At 72.7% G+C, this 13,336-nt stretch carries 8 protein-coding genes; 3 read left to right on the plus strand and 5 right to left on the minus strand.

What is annotated here, in order from left to right:
- Nucleotides 1-119: 119 nt before the first annotated feature.
- The 3 genes from ACFXDJ_RS13885 to ACFXDJ_RS13895 all read right to left on the minus strand — a co-directional run bounded on the left by ACFXDJ_RS13885 (nucleotide 120) and on the right by ACFXDJ_RS13895 (nucleotide 5,757).
- Nucleotides 120-2,210, minus strand: coding sequence for a DUF11 domain-containing protein (locus tag ACFXDJ_RS13885; RefSeq protein WP_384849077.1), 2,091 nt, complete (start codon nucleotides 2,208-2,210; stop codon nucleotides 120-122).
- 98 nt (nucleotides 2,211-2,308) lie between these two features.
- Entirely contained in the window at nucleotides 2,309-4,441 is a 2,133-nt protein-coding gene (locus tag ACFXDJ_RS13890; protein WP_384849080.1) for a hypothetical protein, read from the minus strand.
- Complete coding sequence (locus ACFXDJ_RS13895; protein WP_384660936.1) at nucleotides 4,438-5,757, minus strand: hypothetical protein; 1,320 nt, start codon at nucleotides 5,755-5,757, stop codon at nucleotides 4,438-4,440. The genes ACFXDJ_RS13890 and ACFXDJ_RS13895 overlap by 4 nt, the downstream gene beginning before the upstream one ends.
- Before the next feature lie 279 nt (nucleotides 5,758-6,036).
- On the opposite strand from ACFXDJ_RS13895, the gene ACFXDJ_RS13900 reads away from it, so the two are divergent.
- Nucleotides 6,037-7,995: a flavin monoamine oxidase family protein gene (locus ACFXDJ_RS13900; protein ID WP_384660947.1), complete on the plus strand. Its 1,959-nt coding sequence runs from the start codon at nucleotides 6,037-6,039 to the stop codon at nucleotides 7,993-7,995.
- Between the two features lie 90 nt (nucleotides 7,996-8,085).
- On the opposite strand, the gene ACFXDJ_RS13905 is transcribed toward ACFXDJ_RS13900, so the two are convergent.
- Nucleotides 8,086-9,720, minus strand: coding sequence for a M4 family metallopeptidase (locus ACFXDJ_RS13905; protein WP_384660939.1), 1,635 nt, complete (start codon nucleotides 9,718-9,720; stop codon nucleotides 8,086-8,088).
- Between the two features lie 603 nt (nucleotides 9,721-10,323).
- Here ACFXDJ_RS13905 and ACFXDJ_RS13910 point away from each other — a divergent pair.
- Nucleotides 10,324-11,370, plus strand: a complete 1,047-nt coding sequence (locus ACFXDJ_RS13910) for a M4 family metallopeptidase (protein WP_384660942.1) — start codon at nucleotides 10,324-10,326, stop codon at nucleotides 11,368-11,370.
- 19 nt (nucleotides 11,371-11,389) lie between these two features.
- Here the strand turns inward: ACFXDJ_RS13910 and ACFXDJ_RS13915 are convergent, their stop codons facing one another.
- Nucleotides 11,390-12,175 (minus strand): VOC family protein, encoded by a 786-nt coding sequence (locus tag ACFXDJ_RS13915; protein WP_384660950.1) that lies wholly within the window; start codon nucleotides 12,173-12,175, stop codon nucleotides 11,390-11,392.
- A 184-nt stretch (nucleotides 12,176-12,359) separates the two neighbouring features.
- On the opposite strand from ACFXDJ_RS13915, the gene ACFXDJ_RS13920 reads away from it, so the two are divergent.
- Nucleotides 12,360-13,217 (plus strand): sulfurtransferase, encoded by an 858-nt coding sequence (locus tag ACFXDJ_RS13920; protein ID WP_384660944.1) that lies wholly within the window; start codon nucleotides 12,360-12,362, stop codon nucleotides 13,215-13,217.
- Nucleotides 13,218-13,336 lie beyond the last annotated feature (119 nt).

A 13,336-nucleotide genomic window follows, 5' to 3' on the forward strand; every position in this document is an offset into this window, starting at 1 on the left:
TCTATTGCCCGCGCCGCCCGTGGGGTTCACCGGCCCCCCCGCCCCGCCCGCGCCCCCGCGCCCCGGGCGGGCGCGGGCGGGGGGGGGGCCCGGCCCCCCCTTCCGAGGGCGTCGCGGGGTCAGGGGGTCGTCTTGCCGACCTCCAGGTCGGCCGTCGGCTCCTTGACCGTGCCGCCGGGCGGGCCGGCGGCCGCGCTCGTGTTGTTCGCGGGCTTGGGGTCGTTGGTCAGGGAGTCGACGGTGGCGGTGTTGCGGATGTCGGAGCCGTTCCCCGTGTACTCCGGGTCCAGCTTCACCTTGATCAGCCAGGTCATCGAGGCCCCGGGCGCCAGGCTCGGCAGCGGGCCGCAGGTGACGGTCCGCCCCGAGGTGCAGGTGGCATCGCCGGATACGAAGCTCAGCGCGGTCGGCAGCGTGTCGGAGACCGTGATCCGCTCGGCCTGGGAGGGTCCGTTGTTGGTGACGGTCAGGGCGTAGTCGAAGGTCTCGCCCGGGGCCACGGGGGCGGTCTGGACGGGCTTCTTGGTGATGGAGAGGTCCGCGGCGGGATCCGTGACGTGCCCGCCGGGCACGGTCGCGGTGCTCTTGTCGTTCTCGCTCGCCGGGTCGATGTTGTCTGCCGTCACCTGGGCGGTGTTCTTCAGGTCGCTGCCGTCACCGCTGTAGGCGGGATCCACCTTGACGGTGAGCAGGTACTCGACCGTCTCGCCGACCTTGAGCGGGGCGGTGCGCTTGCACGACACCAGGTGTCCGGCGACGGTGCACCCGGCGGGGGAGGAGGTCACGTAGGAGAGGCCCTCGGGAAGGGCGTCGGTGAGTTTGACGTTGAAGGCGTCGGCCGACGGGCCGTTGTTCTTGACCCGGATCCGGTAGTCGAAGGTCTCACCCGGCACCGGCGGCTTGGTGCCGACCGCCTCCTTGGTCACCGCCAGGTCCGCGGTCGGCTTGTTGACGGTGCTGCCGGGCAGGCCCGCCGGGCTGCTCGTGTTGTTCTCCGGCTTGGGGTCCTTGGTCCGCGAGGTGGCGGTCGCCGTGTTGCGGATGTTGGATCCGTTGCCGGTGTAGTTGCTGTCGAGGCGGACGGTGAAGCGCCAGGTCCGGGACGCCGAGGGGTCCAGTACGGCCACCGGGCCGCAGCCGACCGTACCGTCGGTCACCGAGCAGCCGTCGGGGGAGGAGACGAAGGCGAGCTGCGCGGGCAGCTTGTCGGTGATCGTGGTGTTCACGGCGCGGGACGGGCCGTCGTTGGTCGCGGTCACCACGTACTCGAAGGTCTGCCCGGGGGCAATCGGGGTGTCGGTGGCCGGCCGCTTGGTCGTCCACACGTCGGCCTGCGGGACGGTGACCCCGCCCGGCGGCAGCACGGCGCGCGAGGTGTTGTCGGCGGGCTCCGGGTCCTTGGACGCGGAGGAGGAGGTCGCGGTGTTGCGCAGGTCGCTGCCGTCGCCGGCGTAGGCGGGGTCCAGCTTCACCTTGAACGTCCACTTCACCTCCTCGCCGGGCACGAGGCGGGCCAGCGGACCACAGGTGACGGTCCGTCCGGAGACGCCGCACGGGCCGGCCGAGGACACGAAGGTCAGCCCGTCGGGGAGGGTGTCGGTCACCACGACGTTGCGCGCGTCGGAGGGTCCCTTGTTGGTCGTGCGCAGCTCGTACTCGTACTCCTGGCCCGGGATCGTCGGCCCCGCGCCCAGCGGGGTCTTGACGGTGGCCAGGTCCGAGACGGGATCGAACGGCCCCGGAGGCAGGACCGGATTCGGCTTGTTGTTGGCGGGGTCGGGATCGGTGGCCTCGGAGGTGCCCGTGGCGCTGTTGCCGAGGTCGGAACCGTCCCCCTGGTACGAGGGGCTCAGCCGGGCCTGGAAGCTCCAGCTCTTGGTCTCCCCGGCGGCCAGCTGGGGTTCGGGCCCGCAGGTGACGGTCTGGCCGGTGGCGGTGCAGCCGTCGGAGGAGCCCACGAAGGAGATCCCGGTGGGGAGCTTGTCCGTCGCGGTGACCTTCCGGGCCACCGACGGGCCCTTGTTCCTCGCGGTCAGGGTGTAGGTGATCAGGTCACCGGGGGCCTTGGCACGCTGTGCCGTCACCTCGACCGTATGCCCTCCGCCGGGCAGGGCGGCGGCCGCGGGGGCCGGTCCGGCCCACAGGGCCGCGGCGCAGAGCAGCGGAGCCAGGGCCCGCACCGCCGGCCGCCGGCCTGGTGTCGTCGTCATCGCGCATCGTTTCCGTTTCGTGCGGAGAGGACCGTACAGAGAGCTGTACGGGGATTCAGGGGTTCGGGGGACGGCGGACCGGGTACTGGACCGGCCCGTCAGCCCTTGGTCGCGTCCTTGGCGAGCTCGATGTCGGCGCTCGGCGGGCGGACGCGTCCGCCGGGCACACCGTCGGAGCCGCTGTTGTCGAGCGGGTTCGGATCGGCCGTGTCCGCGCGGGCGGTCGCGGTGTTCCGCAGGCCCGTTCCGTCACCGGTGTACGCCGGGTCGAGGCGCACGGTGAAGGTCCACGAGCGGACCCCGCCCGGGTCGAGCGCGGCCGCCGCGGCGCAGGTGACGTCCCGGCCGACGGCGGTGCACCCCCCGGCCGATGAGACGAACGCGAACGCGGCGGGCAGCGGGTCGGTGACCGTGACCTTCCGGGCCACGGACGGGCCCGCGTTGCGCACGGTCACCGTGTACGTGAAGGTCTCCCCGGGCGCGACGGGGGAGCGGGTCTCCACGGCCTTGGTCAGCGAGAGGTCGGCCCGGGCGGCCGCCACTCCGCCGGGCGGAGCGGCGGCCGCGCTGGTGTTGTTCGCGGGCTGCGGATCGGCGACGGCGTGCCGGAGCACCGCGACGTTCCCGAGGTCCGAGCCGTCACCCTGATAGTCCGGGTCCAGCCGTACGCGCACGGTCCACGAGGTGCTCGTCCCGGCGTTCAGCTGATCGCGGACCGGGCAGGACAGCACCTGTCCCGAGGCCGTGCACCCGTCGGTGGAGGAGACGAACCGCAGCGGTCCGGGAAGGGTGTCGGAGAGCTGGACGGCGGTCGTGTGGGAGGGCCCGAGGTTGCGCGCGGTGATCCGGTACTCGAACTCCTGGCCCGGGGCCACCGGCCCGGACCCGAGCCCCTCCTTCTCGGCGGCCACGTCGGCGCGCGCCGTCACCACCGTGGCGGCGGCGGTGGAGCTGTTGTCCGCCGGATTGGTGTCCGTGCGGTCCGCCGGGGCGGTCACGGTGGCCGTGTTGGCCAGGGTGACGGGCTGCGCCGGGGCCGTACCGGTGACCGTGTAGGTGACGGAGCCGCCCCGCTGGAAGTCGGCCGTCGTGTCCAGGACGTTCCCGCTGCCGGAGGCCCGTCCGCAGGTCCCGCCGGTGCCGGCGCGGCAGGTCCAGGTCACGTTGGTCAGGCCGGGCACGGTGTCGCGCACGGCGGCGCCCGTGACCTCGTTGGCCTGGCTGTTGGAGACGGTCAGGGTGTACGTCACCGGGCCGCCGCCGGCGGGCACGCTCGCGGGGGAGCCCGTCTTGGCGATGGTCAGGTCGGCCGGTACGTTGATCCGCAGGGCGTCGATCTCGTGCACGTTCGTCGCGCCGCCGGTGCTCCCGGAGAACCCCACCTTGAGGGTGGCCGGCAGTTTCGGCTGGCCGGTGATGCCCGTGACGTCGAAATCGGTGATCAGCTGGGTCATGGCCGTGCCGGGGCCGCTGTCGGACCACACCGACAACAGCATCTTCGTACCGCTGGGCAGCAGGGACACGCGTACCGTGCGCTCCTTGGCGCGGCTGCCGGTCTCCACGGTCTTGCCCGGTCCGTCGACGGCCGTGGCGTAGCGGTACCCCGTCCTGCCGCTGCCTCCGCCGCGCACCACGATCTTGTTGGGCTGGGCTCCGGGACCGCCGACACCGACCGCGTTCGAGGAGAAGTTGCCGAACTCGTCCAGCCCGATGCCGAGGTAGGCGCCCGGTACGCCCGAGACGGCGCAGGTGTCCGCCGCGCCCGAGCAGGCGTAGCCGAGGGCCCCGCCGGAGGGGCCGACCCCGTCGGCCGCCGCGCCGTCGGCCAGGTAGAACGACAGCCCGTCACCCCGCTTGCCGTCGAAGGCCGTTCCCCCGTACGTGGCGTAGCTGAATTCGGCGAGGATGCCGAGGCTGGAGGGAAAGGAGTCCTTCATCTTCCAGGTGCCGGCCTGGGTGGAGCTCGCGGGCGTCAGCCGCAGCCAGCCGCCGCCGTCCGGGTAGCTCGCGTTGCCGCTGGTGGTGCCCAGGTTGGTGGAGCTGTCGAAGGTCTCGTTGACGGGGAAGGCGAGCGCGCGGGGGCCTTCGGCCGGGTTGGCCGGGCCCGACCCGGCGGACGAGGCGGTCGGGGCCGCCGTGGCCGCCGTCGCGGGTGCGGAGAGGGCCGCGGGCAGGGCCAGCGCGGTCGCGCACAGCAGGGCGGCGGCGGCCCTGTGCCACCCGGCCCTCACGGGCGGCGCACCCGGAACGCCGTCCGCAGCGCCGCTCCGCCGGCCATCAGCGCGGCCGAGGTCCACAGCAGCCAGCCCGGGACCGTGGCCCCGGAGTCGGCCAGGTCGCCGCGGCCGCCGTGCTGCTCCCGGGCGTCGTGGTGCTCCGGGCTGCTGTGGTGCTCCGGGCCGTCGTGGTGCTGGCCGTGGTCCCGGCCGTCGTGCCGGCCGTCGTGCTGGTCGGGACCGTGCTGGTCAGGACGGCCGTGGTGCCCGTCCTCCCCGCCGTCCTCCCGGTCGTCGTGCCGGCCGTCCTCCCGCCCGTCGTCGTGCTGGTCCCCGTCCCCTTCCGACACCAGGCACAGGCGGTCGCCCTTCGGCCCCGTCGTACCCGGCTCGTTGGCGTTGTCCGAGAGATCGGGGTCGAAGCTCGCCGAGGTGACGCGGGCGACGTTCTCGATGGGCGTGCACATGTCCGCCGGGGGATGGGCCGCCCGCTCCTCGGCGACGGCGCGTACGGTGATCCGGAACTCCGCCTCCGCACCGGCCGCCAGGCGTTCCAGCGGCGGACACACCACCAGCCGGTCCCCGCCCTTCGCGACCGCGCAGTCGTCGGGTGAGGAGAGCAGCACCAGAGAGGACGGCAGCCGGTCGGTGACCCGGAGCTGCCGCGCCGTCGCCGGGCCCTCGTTGCGCACCGTGATCAGGTACGTGAACTTCTCGCCCGGCCTGACGTGCTCCCGTCCCTTCGCGAGCACCGCCGTCTTGCGGATCGACAGATCCGCGGTCCGCGCGCTGGGCGGAATCTTCAGGCCGGTCAGGGAGGAGCTGTTGTTCCGGGGATCCGGGTCCGGCGTCGCCCCGTCGACGACCGCTTCGTTGACGATGTCCGCACCGTCTCCGCGGTAGTCCGCAGCGAGCCGTACGGTGATCACCCAGGCGTGCGACGCGCCCACCGCCAGCGTGGCCAGCGGCCCGCACACCACCGTGCGGCCGCTCGCCGTGCAGCCGTCGCGGGACGAGGCGAATTCCAGGGAGGGCGGCAGCCGGTCGGTGACGCGCACCTGCCGGGCGGCGGACGGTCCCCGGTTGGTCACCGTCACGACGTAGTCGAACGTCTCCCGCCCCACCGCGGCGGCGTTCTCCCGGCTGTCCCGGCGGTCACGGCTGTCCCGGTCGCCGGTCGCCGCCGGCCGCAGCGCGACGCCGGACACCGCCAGATCCGCGCCCGGGTCCGGGTCCGCCGGGGCCGATGCCGCGGCGGGTGCCGCCGAGAGGAAGCAGCATGCCGCCACCGCGGAGAAGCCAACGGCGCGGCTTCTCAAGACACGTCGCATCGGGTGCCCTTCGGTGAGGTCGGCTCGCCCAAGGAGGACCAGTGCGGTGATCTATTCACACAAATAGGCAGAAGGGGTAAGGCTGCTTTGATCATTTATGACTAATGGGTGATCGAATTCAGCCTGTCGGTCGTACGTTCCCGTCCTCGCCCTCCATCCGTACGAAATCCAGTTCGTCAGCGCGGGACGGCGCGCGACGCACGTCCGGGTGGTACTTCCCCGCGCGGGCGCATTCTGGCCGTTCGGGCCCGGGCGGGCGGCAAGAGTTGGGTCATGATCATGGATCCCGATCCCGCCGCGGCCCCCGAAACCCCCGGAACCCCCGGCGAGCCCGCACCCGCGCCCTCCCGCCGGCCCTCCCGCCGTACCGTCATCGCCGGTGCGGCCGCCGTCGCCGGAGCCGGCGGGCTGGCGGTCGCCCTCACCTCCGCCGAGACCTCGCAGGCCGTCCCCGGCGCCGTGGTCGCCGACTGGGGCACCTGCCTGACGATCGCCCGGGCCATCCTCGTACGGGACGACGAGGACCAGCCGCTCGTACCGCGCTACGCCGACATCCTGCTGAAGAGCGGCCTGCCCCGCTCGCGCCGGCCCGGCAAGAAGGTGCTGATCGTCGGCGCCGGACCGGCCGGCCTCGCCGCCGCCCACCTCCTGCGCGAGGCCGGCCACCAGGTCACCGTCATCGAGGCCAACGCCAACCGGGTGGGCGGCCGGATCAAGACCTTCCGCACCGGCGGCCACGAGAACGCCGCCCAGCCCTTCGCCGACCCGAAGCAGTACGCCGAGGCGGGCGCGATGCGCATCCCCGACAGCCACCCGCTGGTCACCGGGCTGATGGACGGCCTCGGCCTCAAGCGCCGGCGCTTCCACCTGGTCGACGTCGACGGGGCCGGCCGCCCCGCCTACCGGACGTGGATCTACGTCAACGGCATCCGTGCCCGCCGCGCCGACTACGCACGCGCCCCGCAGACGCTCAACCGTTCCTTCGGAGTGCCGAAGGCGTACGAGTCCGTCCCCGCCTCGCAGATCGTCCGCGACGCCTTCGCCCCCGTGCGCAAGGAGATCGAGGGCAAGAAGGACAGGGAGCTCGTCGAGGGCTGGGCCCGCGTCATCCAGCGCTACGGCCACATGTCGATGTACCGCTTCCTGACGGAGGAGGCCAAGCTCGACGAGCGGACCATCGACCTGATCGGAACCATCGAGAACCTCACCTCCCGCCTGCACCTCGCCTTCGTGCACAGCTTCATCGGCGCCTCCCTGATCAGCCCCGACACCGCCTTCTACGAACTGCCCGGCGGCACCGCCACCCTGGCCGACGCGCTCTACGCGCGCGTCAAGGACCTCGTACGGCTCGACCGCCGCGCGACCCGCATCACCCACGGCGAGGGCGGGGTCACCGTCGAAACCGTCTCCGAGCGCCGCGACGCCAGCCCCGTGCGCCGCGAGACCTTCACCGCCGACACCGCCATCATCACCGTCCCCTTCTCCGGGCTGCGCCACATCCCCGTCGCCCCGGCGCTCTCGTACGGCAAGCGGCGCGCGGTCACCGAGCTGCACTACGACGCCGCGACCAAGGTGTTGCTCGAATTCAGCCGCCGCTGGTGGGAGTTCGACGAGGCCGACTGGAAGCGCGAGCTGGAGGCCGTGCAGCCCGGGCTGTACCGGAAGTACCAGACCGGGCAGACCCCGGCGAACGGAACCCTGCTGGGCGCCCACTCCTCGGTACCCGAGGGCCACATCTCGGCGGGCCAGCGCGCCCACTACGCCGCCAGCCGCGTGGTCACCCGCGACCAGCCCGAGGCGGCCGGCGTCATCGGCGGCGGTTCGGCCACCGACAACCCCAACCGCTTCATGTTCCAGCCCTCGTACCCCGTCGAAGGCAGTCCCGGCGGTGTCGTCCTCGCCTCCTACAGCTGGTCGGACGACGCGCTGAAGTGGGACTCCCTGGACGACGAGGAGCGCTACCCGCGTGCCCTCGCCGGGGTCCAGGAGGTGTTCGGGCAGCGCATCGAGGTGTTCTACACCGGTGTCGGCCGCACCCAGTCCTGGATGCGCGACCCGTACGCCTACGGCGAGGCCTCCGTACTGCTGCCCGGCCAGCACACCGAGCTCTTCCCCCACGTCCGCAAGGCCGAGGGCAACCTGCACTTCGCCGGATGCCACACCTCCGTCAAGCCCGCGTGGATCGAGGGAGCCCTGGAATCCGCGGTGCGAACCGCCCTGGAAGTGCACACGGCGTAGCGGCGGGCGGGCCGGTCGTCCGTCCGGGAACGCAGAACCGGCAGGACCCCGAAGGGCCCTGCCGGTGTGGTGCGTGTCGCCGGGTCGGTGTCAGTTGACGTTGACCCCGGACCAGGCCGAGGCGACGCCCTGGTACTCGGCGGACGTCGATCCGTAGAGGTCGGCGGCCGCCTTGAGGGTGGCCGCGCGGGCGCCCTGGTAGTCGGTGGTGGAGGTCATGTAGACGGTGAGTGCCCGGTACCAGACCTGGAGGGCCTTGTCGCGGCCGATGCCGGTGACGGCGGCGCCGGTGTAGGTGGGGCTGTCGTAGGCGACGCCGTTGATGGTCTTGGCGCCGCTGCCCTCCGACAGCAGGTAGAAGAAGTGGTTGGCGACGCCCGAGGAGTAGTGGACGTTGAGGCTGCCGACGCCGGAGGACCAGTAGTCGGCCGAGTTGCCGTCCTTGGAGGGCTTGTCCATGTAGCGCAGCGGCGTGCCGTTGCCGTTCAGGTCGATCAGCTCACCGATGAGGTAGTCGCCCTTGTCGGCGGCCAGGTTGGCGTAGAACTCCACGGCCGTTCCGAAGATGTCGGAGGTGGCCTCGTTCAGGCCGCCGGACTCGCCCGAGTAGTTCAGGCCGGCGGTGTTCGCCGTGACGCCGTGGCTCATCTCGTGGCCGGAGACGTCCAGTTCGGTCAGCGGGTGGGAGTTGCTCGCGCCGTCGCCGTACGTCATGCAGAAGCAGGAGTCGCTCCAGAACGCGTTGACGTAGTTGCGGCCGTAGTGGACCCGGCTGGCGGCGCCGACCCCGTCGTTGCGGATGCCGTTGCGGCCGAAGGTGTTCTTGTAGAAGTCCCAGGTGACCGCCGCGCCGTACTGGGCGTCGACCGCCGCGGACTGGCCGTTGGAGGCGAGGCCGGTGCCCCAGGCGTTGTCGGCGTCGGTGTAGAGGGTTCCGTTCCCGGTGGTCTTGTTGGCGAGGCCCGAGGTGGACTGGCCGCCGCGGGTCGCGTCCTTCAACTGGTAGGTGGAACCGGTGAAGTTGGTGGTCAGCGGCACGGAGCCGACGAACACGCCCTTGCCGGTGCCGGCCGCGTTGGCGGTCTGGACTCCCTCGCGGGTGGAGAGGACCTCGCCGCTGGTGGCGTCGGTGACCACGCGCTGGCTGCTGGGGGTGCCGTCGGCGCGCATGCCCTCTACGAGGGTCTCGTACGCGAGGCGCGGGGTGCCGGACGAGGCCCAGACGACGAGGCGGGCGGCCCCGGTCCGGTCGACCGAGGTGAGGGCCGGCTCGTCGGAGTCCTTGGCGACGCCGATGGTGGCCTTCACGGCGCCGGTGGCCTTGGCGGAGGCCTGGGACGCCGAGAGCTTCGGGGAGAGCGAGGCGGGAGCGATGCCCGACTTCGCCGCCTTGTCCACCGACTTCACGGAGCCCCGGGAGTCCTGGTGGACTATCAGGTCTCCGCCGAGCACGGGGAGGCCGTTGTAGGTGCGCTCGTAGCGCACGTGGCGATTGCCGTTCGCGTCGGCCACGATGTCCTTGGCGACCAGCTGCTCCGCACTGCCGAGTCCCAGGGCGCGGGCCGTGGCGGGGGCGTCGCTGCCGGCCTGGGCGATCAGGGCGGCGTGCTCCTGGGCCGGTACGGGAACGGGCGCGGCCTGAGCCAGGCCGGCGCCGGCCTGGAGGGCGCCGGCTAGCAGGGCCGAGGCAGAGAGAGCGGCTCCGACTGCGAGCTTTCGCTTCACGTAGGTTTCCTTCCGGATCCAACCGCGTGTGCGCGGTCGCACCTCGCTCCGGGGCACCGGGGTAGGTGCCTGAGGGGGCGGAACGGGTGCTGACGTGCTGTTCCGCGGGGTCGAGCGACACCTGCCGGAGGGGATGGACCGGCGGCGCCTACGGAACTGACGGAAGCATGACAATCGACGTGATCGGAAGGACAGGCCTGTCATGGAATTGGCGCGCTCTCGCCACGACGGGCAGCGCGAAGGGGCCTGACGTGGCGTCAGAAAATGCGGGCAATCCGGGTGAACCGGTCCGCGAAGAGGGTATTACCGGGTGTACGGGCAGGCGCGATTCGGAGAATTCGGCACCAACTCCGGCTCAACCATGGATGTTGCGCGCGTGTTGCGGGCGTGTGCACCGCCGGTGAGCCGGGTTCGGAGCTGGCGGGAATGCGCCACTCCGGATGGTTGCCCGAACGTCGGGGAGTCTGTAGTGCAGAAGTGAACGACCTTGTTCCGGCTGCGATTCGGGGCTCTTCCCAAGACGGGTGGCGGTGCGCAAGGATCACGCCGCATCGGGCAGGCATCCCGTCCTGCGCGCACCGCATCCCAACCCGGAGGATGTACATGGATCGCCGCACACCCCGCGGCCTCGTCGCCGCGGCCACCGCCACCGTGGCCCTGTTCGCGCTGGCCGGGCCGGCCACGGCCTCGGGTCCGGCCGCACCCGGATCGCCGCCCCTGGCCCGGGTCTTCATGGTCAACCCCGTCCAGTCGTCGGGCGACCAGACGCTCACCGACGCCAAGGACTCCGCGACCGCCGTGCCGGCCTCCGCCTACGCCACGGCCGCCCTGCGCAACCTGGACGCCAGTGGCGGACTGTCGGGGAAGTGGGCCTACGTCAGATCGGACACGGGCGCTTCGGCGAACGTCGCCGACGCGGGCACCTTCACCCGCGCCGACGACCGGTTCGAGCAGGTCATGGCCTACTTCTGGGTCAACGAGGCGCAGGAGTACCTCCAGGGCTTGGGCTTCGGGAGCGAACTGCCCGGCGCCAACGACCGGGCCCAGCCCGTCCGCATCGACCAGTGGGGCGCCGACAACTCCTTCTTCAGCGACAAGAAGACGGAGATCCGCTTCGGCAAGGGCGGAGTCGACGACGCCGAGGACGGCGAGGTGATCGTCCACGAATACGGGCACGCGGTGCACAACGCCCAGGTCCCCGGCTTCGGTTCCTCCCCGGAGGCCGGCGCGATAGGCGAGGCCTTCGGCGACTACCTGGCCGTCGAGGTCGGTGACCACGCCGACGGCGTCTACGGGTGGCCGCGGAAGACGGACCTGGCATGCGTCGGCGACTGGGATTCGGTCGCGTACAGCTCCGCCCCGCACTGCCTGCGCCGCGTGGACGGTAACAAGGTCTACGCGGACCGGACCGGCGAGGTCCACGCCGACGGCGAGATCTGGTCCCGCGCCCTCTTCGACATCCGTGGCGCACTGGGCGCCAGAACCGCCGACCGCATCATCGTCGACGCGCAGTTCGGCTTCGCGCCCGGCACCAGCTTCCAGGACGCGGCGCTGACCACGATCGCCACCGCCCAGCGCATGTACGGCAAGAGCGCCGCGGACGCCGTGCGCCAGGCGTTCAAGGCCCGCCAGATCCCGGGAATCCAGTAGCGGCCGGCGGCGGCCCGGATCAGTTCCTGCTGCGGACCAGCGTGAAGAGCGCTCCCTCCGGGTCGGCGACCGTGGCCAGCCGGCCGCTGAGACCCTCGCGGGGCGGCTGGACCACGCGGCCGCCGAGCCGCAGGACCCGGGCCGCGGCCGCGTCGGTGTCCTCCACCTCGAAGTACGTCATCCAGTGCGGGCCCCGATCGTGGGGCAGGGACCGGCCGACCCCGTGCACGGCGGCCACCGGCCGGCCCTGGAGCAGGAGGGTGAGGTGGTCGAAGTCCTCGGAGGAGTCGGCGTGCGCACGGGCCTCGTGGCCGAAGACGTGCTCGTAGAACTTGCCGACCGTCGAGGTGTCCTGGGTGATCAGCTCGTGCCACACCGGCGTGCCCGGGATTGCGGCCGGCGGGGTGCCGGGGTGGGCCGCGTCCTGCCAGAGTCCGAAGATCGCGCCCAGCGGGTCGGAGCAGATCGCGACCCGCCCCGCGGCTCCGGCATCCAGCGGGCCCACGGCGACCGTGCCGCCGCAGGAGCGGATCGACTCGGCCGTCGCGTCGGCGTCGTCCGTGGCCAGGTACGTGGTCCAGGCCACCGGGAGGTGCCGGTCCGGCGGCATCTCGCCGATGCCGGCCACCTCGCGGCCGTCGAGCAGGGCCCGGACGTACGGCCCCAGCTGCTCGGGGCCGGGCTCGTACTCCCAGCCGAACAGATCGGCGTAGAAGTCCTCGGTGGTGCCGAGGCTGTGGACCATCAGGCTCGCCCAGCACGGCGTGCCCGGCGTGCGCCGCGTTGTTTCCAGTGCCTCGGTCATCTCGGCCGTCTCCTCCGTCGTCATGCTCGTGAGGCTTCCCGCAGCAGATGCTTCCACTCCGGGGGGCTCGGCGCGCCCCGACCCGGCCGGATTTCGGCGACCCGGGAGAGATGACCGGATCGGTGCGGCCCGTCGATGTCCGGCTTGTTACGCGGGGTGCGGAGCGGGGAGCAAAATGGCCCGCATGACGACGAATGCTTCCCCTTCCCCGCTGCTCTCGGCCGCAGTTCTGCGTACCGAACTGTCCGGCCCCCGGCCGCCCGTGCTCCTGGACGTCCGCTGGCAGCTCGGCGGCCCGAACCAGCGGCCCGCGTACGAGGCGGGGCACCTGCCGGGCGCCGTCTACGTCGACCTCGACGCGGAACTGGCAGGCCCGGCGGGGCAGGGCGGACGGCACCCGTTGCCGGATCCGGAGGCGTTCGGCGCGGTGATGCGGCGGGCCGGGGTCTCGGCGGACACGCCGGTGGTCGTGTACGACGGCGGGCAGGGCTGGGCGGCGGCGCGCGCGTGGTGGCTGTTGCGCTGGACGGGTCACGGCGAGGTGCGGGTCCTGGACGGGGGACTGGCCGCGTGGACCGCCGAGGGTGGCCCGCTGTCGGCGGAGGTCACCCCTGTGACGGAGGGCGATTTCAAGCCAAATCCGGGTGCGATCGGACTCCTGGACGCGGACGGGGCGGCCGCGCTGGCCCGGACCGGGCTCCTGCTGGACGCGCGGGCGGGGGAGCGCTATCGCGGCGAGGTCGAACCGATCGACCCGGTCGGCGGGCACATCCCGGGAGCGGTGTCGGCGCCGACCACGGAGAACGTGGGCCCGGACGGGCTGTTCCTGCCGGTGGACGCGTTGCGCACGCGCTTCGCCGAACTCGGCGCGAACGCCGCCGGGACGGAGGTCGGCGTGTACTGCGGCTCCGGGGTCTCGGGAGCCCACGAGGTCCTCGCCCTCGCGGCGGCGGGCATCCCGGCGGCGCTCTACGCGGGCAGCTGGTCGCACTGGTCCGCAGACCCGGCGCGGCCGGTGGCGGTGGGCAGCCTGCCGGGCTAACGCGCGAGTCTTCGTGGCCCCCCCGCCCGGGGGGGCGCGACCCTGCGCGGGGGGCGGCGCCGGTTTGGTGCCGCGGGGGGCGAAGAACATAAGGGGCCGGGGCGGGGCCCCCCCCCGGC

Origin of the sequence: Streptomyces sp. NPDC059443 (assembly GCF_042750105.1) — a bacterium.
Classification (GTDB): domain Bacteria; phylum Actinomycetota; class Actinomycetes; order Streptomycetales; family Streptomycetaceae; genus Streptomyces.